This is a genomic window from Salegentibacter sp. 24, from assembly GCF_004362395.1.
Lineage (GTDB): Bacteria > Bacteroidota > Bacteroidia > Flavobacteriales > Flavobacteriaceae > Salegentibacter.
In genome coordinates, this window is record NZ_SNWE01000023.1 from 43,635 (window position 1) to 66,430 (window position 22,796).

Genomic DNA, 22,796 nt, shown 5'->3' on the forward strand with positions numbered 1-22,796 from the left:
CAATGTTAAGGTTCTTGAACTTAATTAGGCTGAAAGATAGTAACTCCACTAAAATTGGACAAACAATTACCTTTTTTTGTAAAATTAAAAAATAAAAGGCAGGAGTTATTTATTCCAGATTTTCCATGCGCTTTCGGCCTGTAACTTTAGCATTTTGGAACCATTGGTTACCGTGGCTCCCTTTTGTTTGGCAAGTGCCATTAATTGGGTGGTTTCCGGATTATAGATAAGGTCATAAACCAGGTGTTTTTCATTTAAATACTCAAAAGGAATTTTCGGGTGTTGCTCCACATCAGGGAATGTTCCTACGGGAGTTGTATTGACGATGACAGTATATTCGCGGAGTATTTCGTTTGAAAGATTTTGATAACTGAACTGATTTTTTTCAGGGGTCCTGGAAACAAATTTATACGTGATGTTTAATTTCTTTAAGGCGTATGCTATAGCTTTTGATGCCCCGCCGGTACCCAGAATTAGTGCTTTTCTGTGGTGAGATTTAAGATAAGGTTTTATCGATTCAAAAAAACCGATATAATCCGTGTTATACCCTGTAAGCTTATTGCCGTCTACTTTGATCGTATTTACGGCACCCATTTCCTTAGCTTCAGGAGCCAATTGATCTAAAAAAGAAATGATCTCCTCTTTGTAGGGAATAGTGACATTGAGTCCAACAAGATCAGGGGTTTCCTTTATCACATCCCGGAATTGCTTTAAATTTTCCAGGTCAAAGTTGCGATACCGGGCTTCAATTTGTTCTTTTTTAAATTTTTCACTAAAGTAAGACTTGGAAAATGAGTAGCTAATATTTTTTCCAATTAGGCCATAATTTTTCATCGCTTTGCAGGTTTTTGGTTTTTCTTTTCGTACCAGGCCAGTCCAAGTACAATGAATATCCCTACAAAGATAAAGAAAATTGCGATCCAGGTTTCCGCCGCACTGAATGATGGGAAATACCTGTCGTAATAATCGATCACTCCATTTCCCTGGCTGTCAAGAATTATCTCTCCATTGGCATTTACTTTAAAGATCTTTTCTTTCCATGGCCAAACTACCCCCAGGGACCCTGTGATAAAGCCTATGATGGCGGCAAAGGTATCTTTTTTATAGTGCTTCAGGACGTAACCCAGAAAATGGGAAAGCGTTACTAAGCCGGCCAGGGAGCCCGCGCCAAATACCAGTATAACTTCAAGCAGGCGAATTCGATCTGGATTGTCTAAAAAACTAAAATCCAGCATGACTAAATCAGCCATGGTATCATATAAGGCATTTACTGCGTCTACAAGTAGCAGGACATAATTTCCCATTAAGATAAGAATAAAAGATCCGGAGAGTCCGGGTAAGGTCATTCCTGAGACGCCAACAATGCCACAAAAGAATACAAACCAGAGATTATCATTTTCTTTGGCAGGTTCAAGAAAGCTAATGGATAAACCTACAATTATCCCCAGCAAAACGAAGCTCAGGGAACGATTACTCCACTCGTCAAAATCCTTGCTGATATAATAGATGGAACCGACGATCATTCCGAAGAAGGCGGACCAAACATAGAGTTCGTAATGAAGTATTAAATAATCAAGCAACTTGGATACGCTAAAATAACTAATAAGCATCCCCAGGATGAGTAAACCAAGAAATTTTCCGTGGATATAATGGTATAAACTTCTGAACCGCCCGTTGATAAGCAGGATAAAAGCTTTATAATTTATCTTTTGTAAGGAATAAATAAATTCCTCATAGAAACCGGCCACAAAAGCCACCACACCACCAGATACCCCGGGAACTTTATTAGCTGCTCCCATAGCTAAACCTTTAAGCACTAAAAGTACTTTGTCTGTAAAGGTTCTAGTCTGTTCCATTGGTTTTTTCTGAGCTTTTTGAAGCGAAGATTTCCAGGCCAAGAATTAAGAGAAAACCGGCGAGCATTAAAAGCAGGGCATATAGGGTTTGCGGCTGACCATCAAAATTCCATGGCAAAACCGAAGCTTCCTTTAGTACCACTTCTTTATCACCATACATTTGCGTTTGTAAGACATGCTTCCAGGGCCATATTTTATTAAGAGATCCGGCAATAAATCCGGTTAGTACTGCCAGGGTAATACTGCTGTAATGCACGAAAAGCCATTTTAAGATCTTAGAGAAACTAAGTAGTCCAATGATTGCACCCAAAGCAAATATTCCCAAAGTTTGGATATCGAAGTCGTGGGCGGCTTCGGTAATTCTTTTATAGGCTCCCAAAAGCACTAAGATAAACGCTCCTGATATCCCGGGAAGTATCATAGCGCAGATGGCGATGGCACCGGAAAAAAAGATAAATAAATTACTGTCGTTGGCCGCCATTGGTGGCAGGGAAACAATATAAAATGCAACACCTGCCCCGATAAATAAAGCCAGGAAGATTTTAAAATTCCACTGGGGGATTTGTTTTCCAACATACCAGATACTGGCAAGTACAAGACCAAAGAAGAAAGACCAAATGAGTATGGGATGATTTTCAAGCAAATAATTTGCAACTCGCATCAAAGAAAATACGCTGATGAGGATACCGGTTAAAAGGGCTAAAATAAATGGCCCGTTAAGCTGATGCCACATCGCTTTAAAACCTTTTTCCTTCCAGGTGGTTATCAGTGAAAAATTTACTCCACTAATGGTGGAGATTAATTCTTCGTAAATTCCTGAGATAAAAGCAATGGTTCCTCCCGAGACCCCGGGTACAACATCTGCAGCGCCCATTGCCATCCCTTTAAGGGTTACAGAAAAATGATCTTTAAAGGTTTTTCGCATGGTAACAAATTAAAATTCCGGCTCAAAGTTAGTAAAATAACTAAGAGAGATTTATAAAGGAATTTATAATTTGCCTTACGCTTTTTCGGTTAAATATTTGAGGAAATAATTCTTCGATCACAATATAATACTCGGCATCTAACTTTAGTCCTTTATTGAGGTGAAAATATGCTTTTTCCCCTTCATTATGACTGAAATAAAGCCCGGCCAATCTAAATTCTATCTCAGCGGTATCCGGATAAAATTCCAGTGCCTGATTAAGATTTTGAATGGCGGTTTCAAATTCACCTAGATCTATTAAAATATCACAACGTCTAATCCAGGTCTCCAATTCGTAGTTTCCAAGATCAAGGCTTTTTTTATAACCGCGTTCGGCTTCCTCATAAAACTTCAGGCGATTATTTATTTTAGCATAACGTTTCCAGTACAAAACGTTTTCCTCATCTATATTGATGGCCTTATTGATATAATAAAGCGCTTTCTGATAATTCTTCTTTTTGATATAAAAATCGGTGATCGCAATCCAGCCTTTGTCAAGAAGCGGATCCTCATGTACGCAATCTTTATAATGCTTGAGCGCGAGCTCATTTAAGCCTAGCTTTTCGAAACACTTGCCAATTCGCAGGTAGGCAAAGGAAGTAGGATCGTCGAGCTCCAGGGTTAAACGGTAATTTTCTATAGCCTCGTGATAACGATTTAATTTTTCAAGCACTTTGCCCTTTTCGAGATAAGCCCCTATAAAATAATCATCACTGATTATGGCGAAATCGAAAGCGGATAATGCTTTCTCATAATCCTTTAAGTCAAAATATTGTTTTCCAACCTGGTGCCAGGCAACCTCGCAGTATGGATTTTTATCCAAGTACATATTCAGGTATTCAATGGCCTGGGTTTTTTGATCAAGAAAATCAAAACAATACATAATATTGTAAAGGGCTGAATAATCTTCCTCATCGGCTTCCAGACATTTCATAAAGCTGAATTTCGCATGCTCAAAATCTTCGAGAAATAGATATTCCATTCCAATAAGGGAGTAAACTTCAGCAGGGTCAAGGGTGATATCCAGGGCCATTTCTAAAACCTCAATGGCTTTGGCATGCTTATCACGTTTAGAAAGAATTTGCGCTTTTTGAATGTAGATTTCTTCGTTAGAAGATTCCAGTTGTTGGAGCTGCGTAAGCATTGCTTCAGCTACATCGAGTTTATCTTCAAAAACCAGAATCTCTATTTTAAAAAGTTTTAGGTTTGTAGAAGCAGGATGCTGTGCAAGGCCTAACTTAACCGCCTTTTTGGCTAATGCAAATTTCCCGTTCTCTAAATAGTAGTTAATGATATCCTCAAATTCCGCCGAATCAAAAAATAAAACATCATTAGTTTTAAGCATAGATTCAAATCGGGACAGTGAGAAATTATTTTCGTCGTTATGGCTTAATTGCATACGTAGGTAATTACGGGATTTCTACTTTACTCACCAAGTGAGATTTAAAATATTTCGACATTCGGTCGAAATTGCCTGATCTTTTTCAACTTAAGACCTTGGACCAGTGTTCTAAGGTATTTCTTAAAATTAGAAATGTTTATGTTTAAAAAGCAGTAAAAACAATATTGTTGTTAACAAATTAATTAACAGTTCGCTGTTCCTTCAACATATTATTCAGTACGTCAATAATGATGCCACAGCCTTGCTTTATTTCATCTGGTGTTATAGTTAACGGCGGGGTAATCCGCACCGCTCTTTTCTCAAATAAAAGCCAGAATAGGATGAGGTTTTTTTCTTTACATTTTAGGATTAGTTCATTGGCTACTTCCTCTGAAGTAGTAATGATGGCAAGCATTAAACCAATTCCTCGTATTTCAGAAATAAGTGGGTGAACCAGTAGTTCCCTGAAGCGTTTTTCTTTTTCCAGGCTTTCTGCCATTAAGTCTGAAGTGGTGATTTCCTGTACAGTAGCTAATGCGGAAGCAGCTATTACGGGATTTCCCCCGAAGGTAGTGATGTGGCCCATTTTTGGATTATCAGAAAGAGTATCCATTATTTTACCCGCGGCAGAAAAGGCGCCTATGGGCATACCCCCGCCCAGTCCTTTTCCAAGTACCAATATATCCGGAACCACTTGAAAGTTTTCAAATCCAAAGAGTTTACCGGTCCGTCCCATACCGGGCTGGATTTCATCTAGTAGGAATAGGGCACCGACTTCCTGGCAGCGTTGTTTGACCTTTTGCAGGTAATTATGTTTGGGAAGTATAAAACCCGCTCCCCCCTGAATACTTTCCAGGATCACAGCAGCGGTTTTCTCCGTGATTCTCTGCAGATCTTTCTCCTGGTTGAACTCAATAAATGAAATTCCCCCTAAAAGTGGCCTGAAAGGTTTTTGTCGTTCTTCATAATCCATTAGGCTTAAAGACCCCATAGTATTGCCATGGTAAGCCTGGCGGGCAGCGATAATTTCCCCGCGCCCTGTATAGCGACGGGCAAGTTTTAAAGCACCTTCAATAGCCTCGGTTCCAGAATTTGTCAGGTAGGTTTTTTCCAGTGGTTCAGGAAAGTGCCTGGCCAGCAGTTTAGTTAATTCAACTGCCGGCTGTTGTGCATATTCTCCATATACCATTACATGAAGGTATTTTTCAGCCTGGTGTTTTATGGCCTTTACCACCTTGGGATGACAATGTCCTAAACTACAGGCGGAAACCCCGGCAACAAAGTCAAGGTGTTTCCTGCCATCGGTAGTAAAAATATAGGAGCCACTGGCCGATTCCACTTCCAGCCCCAGAGGGTGCGGAGTGGTCTGTGCCTGGTACTTTAGAAAGTCTTTATTCATTATCCTGATCTACTTCAGCTTTAGTTTCTTCTTCGGATGCCTGCTCCCCAACACTCGATTTGATCAAAGTCTGCGGCTCTTTTAGTTGTGGGATACTATCTTTTGCCCTGTTTTGTAGATCTTCGGGTTTTAATCGTGATTTGTCATTTAGTAACAATTCATCGCCTTCTTCCCGCTCATCAAAAAATTCACCGGTATCCTCAGGTAAAGGGATCCCTTCAATTTTAACCAGATCCGGCGGTGGTTTGCCTTCGAATAAATCCTCTTTTTCCATTAACCTTTCATCCCCGCGCCAGTTGAAGCCTATCAATTTACGCACGTTCACCGGAAAATCTGCTTCGGGTGTTAAATTGCCATCTACATTCTGGTAATAATAAATATCTTGAATTTCCCGATTTTCAAAAAGTATTTTAATAGAGCTGGAGAGGGTCTTGTTTATCCCTATAAGCTCTTGCTCGTTATTTCTGCTATAATATAGTGTTTCTGTATTTTTGTTAATGTCCACCTGGTACAATTCATTATCATCGAAGAGGCCTACCAGGTCCATGCCTTTCACCTGGTTATAACCTTCAATGGTATCTTTCTGAATCAAAAATGCGTTGTTAAACACCCGCATGGAATCGAGTTTTTCGGTTTTGGTATTGCTCTGTAAATGAATGGTATCTCCGGTCATCTGGCTGAGTCCGCTCCAAAGAACCGGGCTTCTACGCTTGTCTATTGAGGAAACAGGCCCGGAAGTGATATTGATCATTTTGGTGAGGCCGGTTTCCTGATTAATATGTACCGAATCACTCTTGCCGCTCATATCGCTTTTAAAAAGTCGAACATCATAAAATCCCCGGATAATACGCTTATCGGGTTTGCCAGTAATCATAATGGTATCACCGTGAATAAAGAGGGAATCATTATCCTGCACGGTAGCAGCAACAGCCCTCTTGGTAATAAAAACGGAATCTTTGTCCCTGAAAACCTCGGCATAATGCCCGGTAACCAGACTTTTATTAGCGGTATCTATTACCCTGATATTGTTGGTGGCAGAAGCAAAATTGGTATTTCGGTTAAAATACATGCTGTCGCCTTTAACGGTTCTATTTTCATAATCTATCCTGGAATTTTTAACAAAGTACCCCGTATCGCCACGGGTGTCATAAAAGCCGCGTTCACAATATACCGTACTGGTCTCACTTTCAATAGTAGAAGGGCCGTATAGATAAGCATGGCCGGTTTCGCCATAAAAATCCAGTTGTTCTGAATTAATAACATATTCAGGATTGGTGAGTACTACATCTGATACAAAGGAATATTTATCCTCTTCCATAAAATAGCGTCCGATATTGCTGGTTATTACCCCACCGGTATCAATAACCTTTCCGCCACTTCTATAATAGGCCTGTTGTTTGATCCTGTCAAAGAACAGACTGTCCGTTTTAAGAGTGGTCTGTGGGCGGTTCATCACAACATCGCCACTGGCAAAGGCAAACTGGGAATCTCCATTATATTCCGCATAACTGCTGTTTAAAGTGACGGTATCGCCCTGTTGCATTCTTACATTACCAAAGGCTCTGAAGAAATTTTCATCTTTATAGTGAATGGCAAGATCGCACCAGACCTCGATCCCTTCGTGTTTAAAATATACCTGGTTTTCTACCTTGCTTAGTACAAAGGCCCCTGGATATTTCTCATCCTGAATATTTCTATCGGCACTATAATCAATTTCTTTAGCTTCCTGCGCAATGCCATTAATTGGTATTACCCATAGCGCTATAATTATAAAAAGAATAAATTTTTTCAAGCTGAACATTTTTTCAAAAGTAAACAAAATTTAAGCCAAAATTATTCATTTCTAATCATTGAAATCGGCCAGGAAACTTATTGGAAAATTAATGCATGCTCTTTATTTTTTATCCTTGCTAGGATAAACAAACGGTAAATTTTTCTAAAAATTCACAGTATTTAAGGTTCCCGGGTTTTCGTTTAGAAAACTTTAACGTGGATTATAAAACCAAGGCTTACTTCATCCCGTAAGTTTAAGAAATAACTAAAAATTTAAATTATGGAAAAACCACGTATTAAGGTTAATGCGGTCTCCGCAAAACCTTCAAAAAACAGTAATTCTCGAAGAAAATTCCTTAAGATAGGAGGGCTTGCCATGGCTGGTTCCGGCTTATTGCTTTATGGTTGTAGTGACGATGATGATATGGGGCCAGAACCAATGCCACCAGGAGAAGTTTTTGATCTTGGAAGCGGCGATGTTGGGATCTTGAATTATGCTTATGCATTAGAACAACTGGAAGCAGCATTCTATACTAAGGTCTTAGATGGTTCTTATTGGGCGGGAGCCAGTGCTGAAGAAAAATTAATTTTAGAAGATCTATATGACCACGAGGTAATTCACAGAGAATTCTTTAAGGCTGCTATTAGCGCAAATGCTGAAGCTAGCCAGGTTTTACCAGAACTGGAATTTGATTTTAGCAGTGTCAATTTTGCTGACAGGGATTCTGTGTTAGCCACCGCAAGGGTTTTGGAAGATACGGGTGTAGCCGCTTATAACGGTGCTGGTAGTTTACTGCAAACTCCCGATTTCCTAGTACTTGCCGGTAAGATTGTATCGGTAGAGGCCAGGCATGCGGCAGCAATTCGTTCTATATACTTAGAAAGTGATACAGCCTTCGCAGGTGATGAGATTATTGATAGCAACGGACTCGGCCTTGCCAAGGATCCGCAGACAATTCTTAGCGAAGTTGGAGCTACCGGCTTTGTTGTTACAGAATTTACTGCCAACAATTTGCCTCAATAATTATTTAATCAACTTAAAAACAATATTATGGATATTATAAAATTTTTAGACGAATTTACTACAGATAGTCTTACCAAAAAAGCTTCTTCAAGACGGGAAATGCTCGGGAACCTGGGGAGCTTAGGAAAAAAAGCAGCCATGGTAGCAGTTCCTTTTGGACTTGCCTCCACCTCGGGTAAAGCTTTCGCTCAAAGCAGCGCAAGTGATGCCACGGCGGCTCTTCAACTTGCCCTTACCCTGGAATATCTTGAAGCTGAATTCTATATGAAAGCATTAGATTCTGGTGTACTGCCCAGTGGCGGAAGAGCAGAAGCGGTTTATAACCAAATCTCGAAACACGAATCAGCCCACGTTGCATTTTTACAAGCTGGATTAGGGGATAACTCCGTTGCTTCTCCAGAATTCGATTTTACGGCAGGAGGGGCTTTCGATCCTTTTAACCCGAATAACGATATGGCTTACGCCCAGTTACTGGCTTTAGCGCAGGCTTTTGAAGATACAGGGGTTAGAGCGTACAAAGGACAGGCCGGTAACCTTATGGGAACCCAGTTCTTAACCCCTGCCCTGCAAATACATTCTGTAGAGGCAAGGCATGCCTCGGAAATCAGAAGACTAAGAGCTGAAGTGATCAATGAAAGTTTGAATGAAAATGCCCTAGGTTGGATTACTTTGGATAACCGTGGACCAGGAATGCCAGAAGCCACGAAAGATGTTTATGTTGGTGAAGATAATGTGGTTCAAGGTGGGGTAAACCTGGTAGATGCTACCGGATTTGATGCGGTTTCTGTTTCCCAGGCCTTTGATGAACCTATGAGTGGAGAGGTAGCCCAGCAAATTGCAGGATTATTTATCGTACCCAGTGAGTAATAATGAATATTATTCTAAGTTTTTGTTACAGGAATTTAGTTAAAAAAAGCCGTTTCATTGCTGAAACGGCTTTTGATTTTTATATCGCTATTTATATTTAACGTTCTATGGTTTGTGTTCTGTCAGGCCCAACAGAGACCACTTTAATTGGAATTTCCAGTTCTTTCTCTAAAAACTCAACATATTCATTGAATTCCCTGGGGAGTTCCTCGGCCCTGGTCATTCCGGTTAAGTCTGCAGCCCAACCCTTGATTTCTGTATAAACAGGGGTTACATTCTCTGGTTCAATATTATAAGGTAAATGATGGATTTCTTTTCCTTTATAGTTATAGGCTGTACAAACCTTAAGGGTTTTAAATCCACTGAGCACATCGCCTTTCATCATAATAAGCTGGGTAATTCCATTGACCTGTACGGCATATTTTAATGCCACTAAATCCAGCCAGCCACATCTGCGCGGTCGTCCGGTGGTAGCACCAAATTCATTGCCAACGCGTCCCATTGTTTCTCCATCCTGGTCAAAAAGTTCAGTAGGGAAGGGGCCACTGCCAACCCGCGTGGTATATGCCTTGAAAATTCCAAAGGCTTCACCAATTTTATTAGGTGCAACACCAAGTCCGGTACAGGCTCCTGCAGCTGTAGTAGTGGAAGAAGTTACAAAAGGATAGGTTCCAAAATCTATATCAAGTAAAGATCCCTGGGCACCTTCTGCTAAAATAGTTTTTCCTTCCTTTTGTGCCTGGTGCAGATATGCTTCACTATCTATGAAAGTTAATGATTTTAAGGTCTGAACCGCATTAAAGAATTCCTTTTCCAGTTCCGCAAGATCATATTGTACATCAACATCGTAAAACTTGATCATTTTCTCATGCTTATCGGCCAGGGTTCTGTATTTTTCTTTCCAGTTTTCCAGTTCCAAATCCCCCACACGAATGCCATTTCTTCCGGTTTTGTCCATATAAGTCGGGCCAATACCCTTTAGGGTGGATCCGATTTTAGCCTTTCCTTTAGAAGCTTCAGAAGCAGCATCTAAAAGTCTGTGTGTAGGCAAAATCAAATGTGCTTTTCTGGAAATAAGCAGGGTAGATAAATAATCTATCTTGTGCTTGCTGAGGTTATCCAGTTCCTTTTTAAAGATTACCGGATCAATTACAACCCCATTTCCAACAAGGTTAATAGTTTCTTTGTGAAAAATCCCTGAAGGAATAGTGTGGAGTACGTGTTTTTGTCCATCGAATTCCAGGGTGTGTCCTGCATTTGGTCCTCCCTGAAACCTCGCAATAATATCGTATTTAGAGGTGAGCACATCAACAATTTTTCCTTTGCCTTCGTCACCCCACTGGAGACCGAGTAGTAAATCTACCGCCATTGAAATCTTAAGTTAGTTGGTTGTTTTTTTGTTGCCGTAAAAATATAAAGAATGTTTGGTAATTTCAATATCAAACACCTCTTCTATTGTTTGCTTAATAGATTGAATACGGGGATCGCAAAATTCTATCACCTCTCCTGTGTCAGTCAAAATAACGTGGTCGTGCTGACGGTCAAAATAGGATTTCTCATATTGCGCCTGGTTTTGTCCAAACTGGTGTTTTCTTACCAGTCCGCATTCTAATAGTAATTCTATGGTATTATAAAGGGTGGCACGACTTACCCGGTATTTCTTATTTTTCATTTTAATGTAGAGGGACTCTATATCGAAATGATCGTCGTTATTGTAGATTTCCTGAAGTATAGCAAAACGTTCGGGGGTTTTTCTATGCCCTTTTTCCTCCAAATACTTGGTGAAAACGTTTTTAACTACTGCCTGATCGTTCTTATTTACAACTTTTTTACTCATAGTTCTTTGTAGCTTACAAAGGTATAGGATTATTCACGGCTAACCTTATCGATGCCGTTAATTTTTTTGAGACGGTTGATGATTTTAGTAAGGATAGAATTGTTCTTTACCCTAAGGGTTATTTGTCCGCTAAACACACCATCTACACTTTCGAAATTAATCTTTTGCATATTCACATTCAGGTTGCTGGAGATCTCCCTGGTGATCTCACTAACAAGCCCCAGGTTGTCAATCCCGGTCAATTTGACTACAGCTTTAAAGTCCTGCTGAGAAGAATCTATCCATTTTGCGGGAATTATTCTGTAGGCATAGTTGCTCTGGAGCTGAAGCGCATTCGGGCAGTTCTTCTTATGAACTTTAATCCCGTCATTTACGGTTACAAAACCAAAAACCTGGTCTCCCGGAATTGGATTACAGCAATTGGCCAGTTTATATTCCAGGGTCTCATCCTCATCTCTACCAAATACCAGTTGGTCGTATTTAGAGGTGATTTCATCTTTATTGAGATCTTCCGCAATAACCGGTTTGGTAATTTTACGTTTAATATAACTGACAAGGGCATTGCTCCTGGAAGATGCAAATTCTTTGAGTTTCTGATTGTCAATTTTCCCAATGCCCACCCGATAAAATAGATCCAGGCTGGTCTTAAGGTTGAAATGGATCACCAGCTCATTGATGACCTTTTCATTGAAAGGGATTTTTTGAGCCCTTAATTTCCTGGTAAGAATCGCTTTTCCTTCTTCGGCAATTTCTCTTTTTTCGTCTTTTAAAGACGATTTTATCTTGGCGCGTGCCCTTGCGGTGGTAGCATAGTCGAGCCAGTTGACATTAGGCTGGGCGTTTTCAGAGGTAATGATCTCTACCTGGTCGCCACTTTTTAATTCGTGACTTAATGGTACTAGCTTATTGTTTACCCTTGCCCCACGGGTCTTTAAACCGATTTCGGTATGTATGCTAAATGCGAAATCCAGGGGGGTAGATCCTTTTGGGAGGGATTTTAAATCTCCCTGGGGCGTAAAAACAAATATTTCTTTTGAATAAAGATTGAGCTTAAACTGCTCCACAAAATCTACGGCATTTACATCTGGATTTTCCAGGGCTTCCTGCAGGCGGTTTAACCATTCTTCTATTCCATGGTCTTCCTGGGCACCACCCTGTTTATATTTGTAATGTGCTGCATATCCTTTTTCGGCAATTTCATTCATTCGCTGGCTGCGAATTTGAACTTCTACCCACCGGCCTTTTGGTCCCATTACAGTAATGTGCAGGGCTTCATAGCCTGTGGATTTAGGGGAAGAAATCCAATCCCGAAGCCGGGTGGGGTTTGGCCTGAAATGATCGGTGACAATAGAATATATCTTCCATGCCAGGAATTTCTCATTGGCCTGGTCACTTTTATAAATTATCCGGATAGCAAATTTGTCGTAAACCTCATCAAAACTCACATTTTGAGCCTGCATTTTTCGATTGATGGAATAGATAGATTTTGGCCTCCCCTTAATTTCATATTTAAGGTCTTCCTGATTCAGGGAGTCTTCAATAATCCTGGAGAATTCTTTAATATAGGCATCCTGTTCTTCCTTACTTTCCTTTATTTTGGTGTGAATCTCGTGATAAACCTGGGGTTCGGTATATTTTAAGCCAAGATCTTCAAGTTCAGTTTTAATATTATAAAGCCCGATTCTATGAGCCAGGGGCGCATAAATATAAAGGGTTTCTGATGCGATCTTTTCCTGTTTGTCGCGTCGCATCGCATCCATAGTTTGCATATTGTGCAACCGGTCGGCAATTTTTATGATAATCACCCGAATATCATCATTCAGGGTAAGTAACATTTTGCGGAAATTTTCAGCCTGCAGGGAAACATCTTTGTCCTTTTTCAGGCTGGATATTTTTGTGAGTCCGTCCACAATTTTAGCAACGGTATCACCAAACATCTTTTCAATATCCTCAAGGGTATAAACGGTATCTTCGACTACATCGTGCAAAAGAGCAGCTATAATAGAAGTGGCATCCAGGCCAATTTCTGAAGCTACGATCTTGGCCACGGCAATGGGATGAAAAATATAGGCTTCCCCAGATTTTCTTCGCTGGTCTTTATGGGCATCTACAGCTGTATCAAAAGCCTTTCTGATTTGCTTTTTATCATCATCACTTAAGCTTCGGTAACTTATACGCAACAGCTCTTTATACTGCCTTGCAATTTGTTTATTTTCTTTTTCTATAGCGGCTTCTGTCATAATTTAAAAGTACAATTAACATGATAAAGAAACAACTACGAGCTACGCTTTAAGTTCCTGAATCTTTGGAGGAGCGTAGGATGGGAATAATGCATAAAAACATATGCTTTGTGTGGGGTAAGGTTGCTTAAACTGTTATTGCTTAATTTTTTTAAGCTTGAAATTAAAGGCCCCGCCCCATAGGTTTTTTTCGCATAGTTATCGGCCTGGTATTCAAATTTTCGCGATAAATAATTCATCAGTAATCCAGTGATTTCTGAAATAGGACTGTATAAAAGCCCGAAAGCAATTAAGCCAATATGAAAACTGGGTTCTTCTACTCCCAATGCCCCTGATAAGACAGGACTGCCTATGAATAAGGAAAGCAGCCACAGGGTAAAGCCAGTGGTTAAAATAGATGCTCCTAGATTTACCATAATATGGTGCTTCTTGTAATGCCCGACTTCATGGGCCAGTACTGCAACAATTTCTTCCTCTTCCAGATCTTTTACCAGGGTATCAAAAAGAGTGATACGTTTTTCTTTTCCAAATCCTGAAAAATAGGCATTTGCCTTGGTACTCCTTTTAGAACCATCTATAATAAAAATATTATCCAAAGTAAAACCAACACTTTGGGCATAAGCTTCAATTTTTCTGCGAAGGGATCCCTCTTCCAAGGGACTCTGTTTATTGAACAACGGTACGATGAGTTTGGCGTAAAACATATTGAGAAAGATGGAGAAAACAGCTACCAGAATCCAGGCATACCACCAGAAGTCATTACCTGCAAATTGATAGAACCAAACGATAAGGGCCAGAATCCCGCCCCCGAGAATGACCATCATCAGTAATCCTTTTATTTTATCCAGAACAAAGGTTTTTTTGGTGGTTTTATTAAATCCATATTTTTCTTCAATGACAAAAGTGCTGTACCAGGAAAATGGAGTGGTAAGGATATCGCTTCCGATCATTATGATTCCGAAGAAAATAAGGGCTACTAATATCGAATTATCGGCAAAGTTTCTGGCAATTTCATCTACCCAGGCAAATCCTCCAAAAATGATAAAACCCAGCGTGAGGGCAACCGAGAATGCGGAAGTGATCAACCCGAACCGGTAACGTTCTTTTTTATACCGCTGTGATTTTTCATATGCTTCTTTATCATAAACATCATGGAGTTCCGGGGGAACGGGATCATCGAAATGCTGGGCATTTAAAGTATCCAGAATTTTATCGATGATAAAATCGATTACAATAATGGCAATAATGATATAGTATAAGGTTACGGGATTCAAAGGCTGATATTTTTACTTATTGAAATTGTTTAGCTGAAGTTCGTTATTTAAAAACCACGTTGTCTTTTGGCTTCAAAAATAAGTATTCCCGCCGCAACGGAAACATTCATGGAATCTATTTCTCCGCTCATGGGAATAATAATATTCTGGGTTGAATTTTGATGCCATTGCTGGCTTAAACCAGTAGCTTCCGTACCCATTACAATGGCGGTGGCTCCCTTGAAATCTACCTCGTGGTAAGGTTTCGAAGTCTGCAGGCTAGCTGCGTAAATCGAGATATTTCTTTCTTTCAAAAAATCAATGATTTCTAAAGTGCTTCCCATAGCGATCTGGTTGGTGAATATACAACCCACACTGGATCTGATAATATTGGGATTGTATAGATCGGTCTTCGGGTTGGCGATAAAAACGGCATCTACGTTTGCCGCATCGGCAGTTCTCAGGATAGCGCCTATATTTCCCGGTTTTTCAGGTGCCTCCACCACTAATAACAGGGGGGTTTTGGTTTCAAATTTAATCTTATTTAGGCTGTTCTCTCTGGTTTTAAAAATTGCTAAAGCACCTTCGGTACTTCCGCGATAAGCCAGTTTTTTATAAACATCCAAAGAAATTTCTGTGATTTGGACGTCCTCTGTAATTAATTTTTGAAATTCTTCAAAACCTGCCAGCTCCGGACAAATGTAAAGTGCTTTAAGCTGAAATTTTCCTTTTAAGGCCAACTGGATTTCCCGTTGCCCTTCTACTAAAAACACGCCTTCTTTCCGACGTAACCTGGATTTCTCCTGGAGTTGGAGCAGGTGTTTTACTTCCTTGTTTTGAGTGCTGCTAATTTGTCTAACCATAAGTGTAAAAATAGGGAGTTTAAACCTATTGCAAAGAAGAGAGGTTAACAAAATACCTGCCCAGGTGAAATTGTTAACCTCTTTAATTTTTAGGAACTATCGCTATTTACTTGCCGTATCGTATTTGTCCATATAACGATTGTAAAGTTCGGTTTGGTGAGTCTCCAAACTTATTTCACGACCCTGGATGAAAGCGTGGGTTAGTCTATTGCCCCGCATATCAAGTGCGTCACCTTCACTGATAAATAAAGTGGCATCTTTTCCTTTTTCCAAAGTACCTACCATATCCTCGATACCAAGTATTTTGGCAGTGTTGGAAGTAATTAATTTTAATGCTTCTTCTTTTCCCAGGCCATATGCGCCCGCAGTACCCGCGTAGAATGGTAGGTTTCGGGTATTCATACGTTCCATACTTCCGCTGCTTTCTAAAGCGACCAAAACACCTTTGTTATGTAAAATTCCCGCTAGTTTATAAGGGAAATCATAATCATGGTCTTCGCTCTGTGGGGTATCGTGAGGGCGCTGAACCAAAACCGGGATATTGTTTTCCTTTAAATCTTCAATAGCTTTATGTGCCTCGTAGCCACCGACAATAACCAGGTGTTCCAGTTTTAAATCTTTTTTGAAATCAATCACATCAAGAATTTCTTTTTTACCATCTACATGAACATACACGCGTTTCTCACCTGAGAAAACCGATTCCATGGCCTCATAAGCAAGGTTGGTTTTTCCATTCTCAACTTTTAAATAAGCTTTGGCAGCCTTGAAAAAATCTTTTAGTTTTAAAATTTCTTCCCCGTAATCTTCACTGACTTTAATTCCAGGGTCTTCCCCGGCCCACCAGCGACCTCTGGTAAAACTACTTGGCCAGTTAATGTGAAGACCATCATCTTCTTTAATTTCCGCATCTTCCCAATTCCAGGCGTCAAACTGCACGATGGAAGAGGTTCCTGATATTCTTCCTCCACGAGGAACAATTTGTCCCATTAAAACCCCGTTTGGGCGCATACTTTCTACAATTTTGCTCTCGGCATTGTAAGCGATCAAACTTCTAATATGGGGAAGCATCGAGCCAATTTCATCTTCATCATCAGTAGCACGAACAGCGTCAATTTCTACTAAACCCAAAGTGGTATTGGGTGCAATGAAACCCGGGTATACGTGTTTTCCTTCTGCTTCTATAATTCGGCCCCGGTATTGCATCTTTGTAGCGGTAGCATCCATAACCTGAGTTATTTTGCCGTCTTCAAAAATGATTAAACTATTTTCAATTACCTCCCCGTTTCCCAGGTGGGCGGTGGCACCCACAATGCTTACCGCCTGCGATTGTTTCGGGGCAGGAGTTTGCTGGGCAAAAGAATTTCCTATACAGGTAAATAGCGCTAGTATTACTAAATATTTCATCTTCATTTGTTCTTTTTAATGGATTTCTGTAAGGGTATTACAGTGTATTTCTGGTTTTTCTTTCCTGGTTACGGGCTGTGTTTTTAAGCCATTATTCTTCGCCTCTAACATTTGGGTAATTAAAGTACTTCTTTGGCTCTGAATCTCCTCACGAAGTTCTTTATCTTTTTCTATATCAAAAAATACTTTTCCCTGAATTAAGGTCTTTTCAGCCTTGGCGTAAACCGATAATGGATTAGTTGACCAGAGGACTAAATCGGCATCTTTCCCTGTTTTTACACTTCCCACACGATCATCTATATGCAATAATTTTGCCGGGTTTAAGGTTACGAATTTCCAGGCTTCTTCTTCCGAAACTCCCCCGTATTTTACCGATTTTGCTGCTTCCTGATTTAATCTTCTACTCATTTCGGCATCATCGCTATTAATTGCAGTTACAATTCCCTGGCTATGCATAATTGGTGCGTTAAAAGGAATGGCATCATTTACTTCATATTTATAGGCCCACCAATCGGAAAACGTTGAGCCACCTGCACCGTGTTCTTTCATTTTATCAGCTACTTTATACCCTTCCAGAATATGCGTGAAGGTATTAATTCTGAAATCAAAACTCTCAGCAACTTCCATCAACATATTAATTTCGCTTTGAATATAGGAATGAGCGGTAACGAAACGTTCGCTGTTAAGGATTTCTACAAGAGTTTCCATTTCAAGATCTCTTCTAAAATTTTCGTCTTCAACCCTGGATGCTTCATATTCTTTTGCCCTGGTGAAATAATCTATAAATACCTGTTCTACACCCATCCTGGTTTGTGGAAATCGGGAGCGACTTCCCCAGTTGGATTGCTTGACGTTTTCCCCTAAAGCAAATTTTATAAATTTTGGAGAATTATCAAAGATCATATCTTCAGCGTTTTCCCCCCATTTTAACCTTAGAATAGCCGATTGCCCCCCAATTGGGTTTGCCGAGCCGTGTAAAAGCTGGACGGTAGTAACCCCTCCGGCGAGATTCCGGTAGATATTAATATCGGTAGGATCTATAACATCTTCCATTGTGACTTCAGCGGTAGAATTATGCCCGGCCTCGTTAATGGCAGAAGCTGCAATATGAGAGTGTTCGTCTATAATTCCCGAGGTAAGGTGTTTCCCGGTGGCATCAATTACCCGTGCATTTGGGTCGCTAAGGTCTGTTCCTACTTTAGCAATTTTACCATCTTTAACTAAAACATCGGTATTTTCGAGGATGCCTTCCTTCTCATTGGTCCACACCGTAGCATTTTGGAATAGGATGTTTTCCTCTTTTGGCATTTCAGAAAATCCATAAGCCTTATTAGGAAAGCTTACCGGCAGTATTTTACGGATTTCCTCTTCTTTATCTTCTTTGTCCTTTTCTTTCTCTTTTTCCGATTGAGCTTTATCTGTTGCAGCCATTTTTATCGCCCTAAAAGAAGTTTCTGAACCATCACTTAAATAAGCTGTCCCTGAAACTTCTTCTTTATTTTCATCTGTTTTGGCCACTAAGCGCATAAAACCGGTTTTGGTAGTATCAGCTGGAGTAAGCAATAAATTCATCCAGTTATTGTCAAAACTGAGTTTGGCGCCAAGTTGATGATCTTCCGATTTTACATTTGCTTTAAGTTCCTGGGGTTCGCCGGTGATTTCAAGTTCGTAATTGTCACCATTTATCTCAAGCTGGTATGTTCCGGTGATATCCCTTGTATTCATTTTATTGATTACCGTCTTTTCTCCCTGAACCCAGTTTTCATAAACGCTGGTTTCCTTATCGAAATAATCTCCCGAGGTTATTATGAAATTAGCCCAGGCTCCTTCTTTTAAACTTCCCAAAAGTTTCTCCTGGCCTAGGATCCTTGCTGGAGTTGTAGTCAGTGCTGTAAGGGCATCTTCTTTGCTCAGCCCGTATTTGATCGCTTTGATTAAATTATTCCTGAAATCCTTAATCTCCTTAAGCCCATACGAAGTGATGGTAAAAGGGATGTCATTTTCTGCCAGCATTTTAAGGTTGGCCGGTGCCTGGTTCCAGGTTTTCATCTCTTCTAAAGTCACGTGCTGGGCTAAAAATGGATCTTCTACATCGTAAGCACTGGGGAAATTAAGTGGAATCATAAAAGTGTTTCCGCTTTCCTTTATTTCCTGAATTCGCTGATATTCTTCCCCATTACCCAAAATCACATAATCCCGGTTAAATTCATTCCCGATCTTTGCTGCTCGCAGGGCATCCAAAAGATTATCGGTGGCAAATATTTGAGTGAGGCTTTGATTTTGGTTTAAGGCTTCTAAAGCTAAATCTTTGGTTTGGGAATTTCCATTACTATACCATTGGGCATCCAGGTAAGCCTGGCGAATCAAAGCCATGGCACCCATAGTAGAGGTGGGGTAGGACTGCTGTGATTTTACACTTTTATCAAAAGAAAGGTATTGTGCAGAACGATCTTTTAAAATGCGGTCCCCCTGGGTGCCTTTGGAATTTAAGGCCACCAGCATTCCGGTGCCACGAATAATTCCGTCCGGCAAATGGGTATTTACCACTCCAAATCCCGCTTTATGAAGTGAAGCTGCTTCTTTTTCATCATAGTTAAAATGACTTACAGCATCGGTTTCCGGCCTAATATGATCATTCCAGTAATATCCTTCACGGGACGCCTTATACTGCGGCTGTCCATTTTGATTGCTGGATGCTTCAGGTTTTTTTATCCCGAAACTGCTGTAAAGATCTATGAAGGAAGGATAAACTTCTTTCCCTTGCAGGTCTATAATGATACTGTTTTCCGGCTCCCTTACGGATTTGCCAAGGGCGGTGATCTTTCCATCTTTAATCACAAGCACGCCGTTTTCTATGATTTGATTCGGATTGACGTGAATTTTGGCATTTTTTAATATGGTATAGGTAGTCTGCGGAGTTTTTATCCCGTCGTTCTTGGGGAAGTATTCCTGGGCTTTTGCCTGTAAACTGACCAGAAACACAAGACATAGTAAAAGTCTTTCTTTCATAAAATTTAAGTTGAATTAAATGTGGTTTTCCTGTATAAAGGGTGGTAAATTAAGAAAATTATAACAAATCTGGAGTGGCTTTTTAAACAAAATGAGAAATTATTACTTCTCCAGGTCCTTTAAAAAACCGTTTTAAAGTCTATTCTTTTCTTCAGAAAAATAATTGACCAGCAGTGCCACTACATAACTATAGCTTTTCATTCCGCCAGCCTGGTTGTTAAGGATTAGGAATTGATTATAAAACGCCTGAAAGATTGGTTCAAAAGGATTTTGATGTTCCAGCCAGAAGGCTTCCACTTCCCGATAATTTTCCAGAATTCCCGGATTGATTTCCGCTTTTAGGGTTTCAAATTTATCAGGATCTCTTCGATATAATTCATTTAAACAATAGCGTAAGGCGAAAGTATAACCTGAATACCGGAAATACGCATCTGGATGATTCATCGTAGTTAAACAGGCGATAAAATTTGCTTCGTTTTCTTTGGCAAAACCTAGTTGATGGCCAATTTCATGACTTGCTGTGGTAGGGATTTTATAAGGTACAATTAAGGTATTTACCTGGGCCTCGGCAGTAAGAGGATTGAGATAACCATTGAAACCCATATAAGAAAGAGGCAAACTATATAAAGAACGTTTTAAGGATGCTGCTTTGTAGGTGAGCTGGGGAAAATCATCGCTAATATTGGCGTATCCGGCAATTGTTTTTTCAAAAATTTCATCTTTAGAATAGGGGATTTTAACGCTCAGGCTCTCATTTTCACTAAGCTGACTATGAAGTTTATTGGATTCAGATATTAAAATTTCAGAAAGGCAATAGAGCTCCTCAGTGGTATAATCGCTTCCTATCTCTAATGACCGGTGAAGCGGTAAACGGTAATAATTGAATCCCCAGAAAATATGAAAACAGGCATAAACCAAGGATAGAACTGCCAGGGTATCAGGGATCCAAAATCTGGGATTTTTAAATTTCTGCTGAAATCTTCTTTTGCACCAAAGAATTATTAATATTCCAAACAAGGCATAGAGAAAATCACCCAGAGAAAAGGGAAGCCACCCGGTCCCGTACCGCATATATTTTGCAAGTTCTGGATAGATCAACAGGCTGTACCAGTTTTCTACAAATTCAGGAAATTCTCCCAGGAGCATCATCAGAACGATCTGCACCGGCAATAGAAATGCTAAAATATAAAGTCCTTTCTTCCTCACGATTTAAAAATACAATTATAAGTAAAACACGGCTTAAAATCATAAACAACTTCTTCTGGTTTGGTTAAATTAGTTTTAAAAAGCCTGTAAATTTTCCTTCTTTGCTAATTACCAATACCTTTGCCATAGACCAAAATATAAAACAATGAATGAAGAAATAAGGGAATTAGAGCCCAAAATCTTATGGAATAAATTTGCTGATCTAAACCAGGTACCAAGACCTTCCAAAAAAGAGGAACGGGTAATTGAGTTTATGAAAAGCTTTGGAAATAAGCTTAACCTGGAAACCCTGGTGGACGAGGTTGGGAACGTGGTGATCAAAAAACCCGCTACCGATGGGATGGAAGACAGGAAACCTATCGTGTTACAGGCGCATTTAGATATGGTTCACCAAAAGAATAATGATACCGATTTTGATTTTGAAACTTCCGGAATCAATATGTATGTTGACGGGGACTGGGTCAGGGCTAAAGGAACCACACTCGGTGCTGATAATGGACTTGGAGTGGCCAGTATGATGGCGATTTTGGAAAGTAACGATATAGCACATCCTGCTCTGGAAGCCTTATTTACTATTGATGAAGAAACAGGGATGACCGGTGCCAAAGGTTTGGATTCCAGTCTTTTGCAGGGGGATATACTTTTGAATCTGGATACCGAAGAAGATGATGAAATCGGAATCGGTTGTGCTGGCGGGGTAGATATTACTGCTCTCAGGGATTATGAAGAGGAACATACACCCGATAATTCGGTGGGTTACCAAATAAAAGTAAAAGGTTTAAATGGCGGACATTCCGGCATGGATATCATTAAAGGTCTGGCCAACGCTAATAAGATTATGGCTCGTGTGCTTTTTGATTCCAATCGGGATTTTGGATTGCGTGTTTCCCGTATTCAGGGAGGGGGGCTTAGAAATGCCATTCCACGTGAAAGTGAAGCTATCGTAATAGTGGATAAATCAAATACGGAAACTTTTTTAACCGAGATAATTGAGCAGGTTCGACAAATTAAATCAGAATTTGCTTCCCTGGAACCTAATATGGATATTGAAATTTCGGAAACTAAGGTTCCAAACAAGGTGATGAAGGTTGAAGACCAGCAAGAGGTCGTAAAGGCAATTTCTGCCGCTCATAATGGCGTTTATAGGATGAGTCCTGAGATAGATGGTCTGGTGGAGGCTTCCAATAATATTGCCAGTGTAAAAGTAGGAGATGGGAAGGTTAAAATCAACTGCTTAACAAGGTCTTCCGTAGAATCATCTAAAGACGATTTGGCAAATAGTTTGGAAGCAACTTTCGAGCTGGCAAAGTTTAAAGTGAAATTATCTGGAGAATACCCGGGATGGGCTCCAAATCCTGATTCTGCAATTCTAAAGGTAGCCGATGAATTATACCAGAGACTTTATAAAGAAAAAGCCGATGTTGCTGCATGTCACGCGGGACTTGAATGTGGAATAATTGGCAATCATTATCCTGATATGGATATGATTTCTTTTGGACCAACCATAAGGGGAGCGCACTCGCCTGATGAACGTGCCAGTATTAGCTCAGCCCAGAAATACTGGAAATTTCTGATAGAAGTCTTAAAAAACATTCCTAAGAAATAACCGGAATTAGGAAAAAGTAAAAAGGCTGTTTGAGGAATCATTTTCCAGTGTTATACTGAATTAACTCAGCAAACCACGAATTTGAAACTCAATCAGCCTTTTTATTTATGTGTT

At 40.0% G+C, this 22,796-nt stretch carries 17 protein-coding genes; 3 read left to right on the plus strand and 14 right to left on the minus strand.

The annotated features are described in order from the left end of the window. Window positions 1-105 precede the first annotated feature (105 nt). From DET49_RS14955 to DET49_RS14980, 6 genes are all read right to left on the minus strand, one after another. Window positions 106-834 (minus strand): shikimate dehydrogenase family protein, encoded by a 729-nt coding sequence (locus DET49_RS14955; RefSeq protein WP_133549107.1) that lies wholly within the window; start codon window positions 832-834, stop codon window positions 106-108. Beyond that, entirely contained in the window at window positions 831-1,856 is a 1,026-nt protein-coding gene (locus DET49_RS14960) for a DUF368 domain-containing protein (protein ID WP_133549109.1), read from the minus strand. Before DET49_RS14960 ends, DET49_RS14955 begins: the two co-directional genes overlap by 4 nt. Next, a complete protein-coding gene (locus tag DET49_RS14965; RefSeq protein WP_133549111.1) occupies window positions 1,843-2,781 on the minus strand; it encodes a DUF368 domain-containing protein in 939 nt (312 codons plus the stop codon). The genes DET49_RS14960 and DET49_RS14965 overlap by 14 nt, the downstream gene beginning before the upstream one ends. A 40-nt stretch (window positions 2,782-2,821) precedes the next feature. Further along, a complete protein-coding gene (locus tag DET49_RS14970) occupies window positions 2,822-4,219 on the minus strand; it encodes a tetratricopeptide repeat protein (protein ID WP_133549113.1) in 1,398 nt (465 codons plus the stop codon). A 181-nt stretch (window positions 4,220-4,400) separates the two neighbouring features. Next, a complete protein-coding gene (locus DET49_RS14975; RefSeq protein WP_133549115.1) occupies window positions 4,401-5,600 on the minus strand; it encodes an aspartate aminotransferase family protein in 1,200 nt (399 codons plus the stop codon). Further along, window positions 5,593-7,401, minus strand: coding sequence for an OstA-like protein (locus tag DET49_RS14980; protein WP_133549117.1), 1,809 nt, complete (start codon window positions 7,399-7,401; stop codon window positions 5,593-5,595). The genes DET49_RS14975 and DET49_RS14980 overlap by 8 nt, the downstream gene beginning before the upstream one ends. Before the next feature lie 252 nt (window positions 7,402-7,653). Between DET49_RS14980 and DET49_RS14985 the strand changes: the two genes are divergently transcribed. Further along, window positions 7,654-8,397: a ferritin-like domain-containing protein gene (locus DET49_RS14985; RefSeq protein WP_133549119.1), complete on the plus strand. Its 744-nt coding sequence runs from the start codon at window positions 7,654-7,656 to the stop codon at window positions 8,395-8,397. Window positions 8,398-8,424: 27 nt separating this feature from the next. Continuing rightward, on the plus strand, window positions 8,425-9,264 hold the full coding sequence (locus tag DET49_RS14990; RefSeq protein ID WP_133549121.1) for a ferritin-like domain-containing protein: 840 nt from the start codon (window positions 8,425-8,427) through the stop codon (window positions 9,262-9,264). Window positions 9,265-9,361: 97 nt separating this feature from the next. Here the strand turns inward: DET49_RS14990 and DET49_RS14995 are convergent, their stop codons facing one another. From DET49_RS14995 to DET49_RS15030, 8 genes are all read right to left on the minus strand, one after another. Continuing rightward, window positions 9,362-10,633, minus strand: coding sequence for an adenylosuccinate synthase (locus DET49_RS14995; RefSeq protein ID WP_133549123.1), 1,272 nt, complete (start codon window positions 10,631-10,633; stop codon window positions 9,362-9,364). A 12-nt stretch (window positions 10,634-10,645) separates the two neighbouring features. Then, complete coding sequence (locus DET49_RS15000; RefSeq protein ID WP_133549125.1) at window positions 10,646-11,101, minus strand: Fur family transcriptional regulator; 456 nt, start codon at window positions 11,099-11,101, stop codon at window positions 10,646-10,648. Window positions 11,102-11,130: 29 nt separating this feature from the next. Beyond that, window positions 11,131-13,341 (minus strand): RelA/SpoT family protein, encoded by a 2,211-nt coding sequence (locus DET49_RS15005; protein ID WP_133549127.1) that lies wholly within the window; start codon window positions 13,339-13,341, stop codon window positions 11,131-11,133. 35 nt (window positions 13,342-13,376) lie between these two features. Beyond that, a complete protein-coding gene (locus DET49_RS15010; RefSeq protein WP_133549129.1) occupies window positions 13,377-14,615 on the minus strand; it encodes a M48 family metallopeptidase in 1,239 nt (412 codons plus the stop codon). 47 nt (window positions 14,616-14,662) lie between these two features. Further along, the gene (locus DET49_RS15015) at window positions 14,663-15,457 is read right to left on the minus strand and encodes a TrmH family RNA methyltransferase (protein WP_133549131.1); all 795 of its coding nucleotides are present in this window, start codon (window positions 15,455-15,457) and stop codon (window positions 14,663-14,665) included. Window positions 15,458-15,559: 102 nt separating this feature from the next. Beyond that, complete coding sequence (locus DET49_RS15020; RefSeq protein ID WP_166636588.1) at window positions 15,560-16,861, minus strand: amidohydrolase family protein; 1,302 nt, start codon at window positions 16,859-16,861, stop codon at window positions 15,560-15,562. Between the two features lie 15 nt (window positions 16,862-16,876). Further along, window positions 16,877-19,870, minus strand: coding sequence for an amidohydrolase family protein (locus tag DET49_RS15025; RefSeq protein WP_133549135.1), 2,994 nt, complete (start codon window positions 19,868-19,870; stop codon window positions 16,877-16,879). A 132-nt stretch (window positions 19,871-20,002) separates the two neighbouring features. Continuing rightward, window positions 20,003-21,076 (minus strand): DUF3810 domain-containing protein, encoded by a 1,074-nt coding sequence (locus tag DET49_RS15030; RefSeq protein WP_317130332.1) that lies wholly within the window; start codon window positions 21,074-21,076, stop codon window positions 20,003-20,005. A 145-nt stretch (window positions 21,077-21,221) separates the two neighbouring features. Between DET49_RS15030 and DET49_RS15035 the strand changes: the two genes are divergently transcribed. Next, window positions 21,222-22,682, plus strand: a complete 1,461-nt coding sequence (locus DET49_RS15035; RefSeq protein ID WP_133549137.1) for an aminoacyl-histidine dipeptidase — start codon at window positions 21,222-21,224, stop codon at window positions 22,680-22,682. The last annotated feature ends 114 nt before the right edge of the window (window positions 22,683-22,796 follow it).

Bases quoted from the DNA above. Each gene is read 5' to 3' on its own strand.
- DET49_RS14955 (WP_133549107.1), bottom strand. From the start codon at position 834: ATGAAAAATTATGGCCTAATTGGAAAAAATATTAGCTACTCATTTTCC.
- DET49_RS14960 (WP_133549109.1), bottom strand. From the start codon at position 1,856: ATGGAACAGACTAGAACCTTTACAGACAAAGTACTTTTAGTGCTTAAA.
- DET49_RS14965 (WP_133549111.1), bottom strand. From the start codon at position 2,781: ATGCGAAAAACCTTTAAAGATCATTTTTCTGTAACCCTTAAAGGGATG.
- DET49_RS14970 (WP_133549113.1), bottom strand. From the start codon at position 4,219: ATGCAATTAAGCCATAACGACGAAAATAATTTCTCACTGTCCCGATTT.
- DET49_RS14975 (WP_133549115.1), bottom strand. From the start codon at position 5,600: ATGAATAAAGACTTTCTAAAGTACCAGGCACAGACCACTCCGCACCCT.
- DET49_RS14980 (WP_133549117.1), bottom strand. From the start codon at position 7,401: ATGTTCAGCTTGAAAAAATTTATTCTTTTTATAATTATAGCGCTATGG.
- DET49_RS14985 (WP_133549119.1), top strand. From the start codon at position 7,654: ATGGAAAAACCACGTATTAAGGTTAATGCGGTCTCCGCAAAACCTTCA.
- DET49_RS14990 (WP_133549121.1), top strand. From the start codon at position 8,425: ATGGATATTATAAAATTTTTAGACGAATTTACTACAGATAGTCTTACC.
- DET49_RS14995 (WP_133549123.1), bottom strand. From the start codon at position 10,633: ATGGCGGTAGATTTACTACTCGGTCTCCAGTGGGGTGACGAAGGCAAA.
- DET49_RS15000 (WP_133549125.1), bottom strand. From the start codon at position 11,101: ATGAGTAAAAAAGTTGTAAATAAGAACGATCAGGCAGTAGTTAAAAAC.
- DET49_RS15005 (WP_133549127.1), bottom strand. From the start codon at position 13,341: ATGACAGAAGCCGCTATAGAAAAAGAAAATAAACAAATTGCAAGGCAG.
- DET49_RS15015 (WP_133549131.1), bottom strand. From the start codon at position 15,457: ATGGTTAGACAAATTAGCAGCACTCAAAACAAGGAAGTAAAACACCTG.
- DET49_RS15020 (WP_166636588.1), bottom strand. From the start codon at position 16,861: ATGAAATATTTAGTAATACTAGCGCTATTTACCTGTATAGGAAATTCT.
- DET49_RS15025 (WP_133549135.1), bottom strand. From the start codon at position 19,870: ATGAAAGAAAGACTTTTACTATGTCTTGTGTTTCTGGTCAGTTTACAG.
- DET49_RS15035 (WP_133549137.1), top strand. From the start codon at position 21,222: ATGAATGAAGAAATAAGGGAATTAGAGCCCAAAATCTTATGGAATAAA.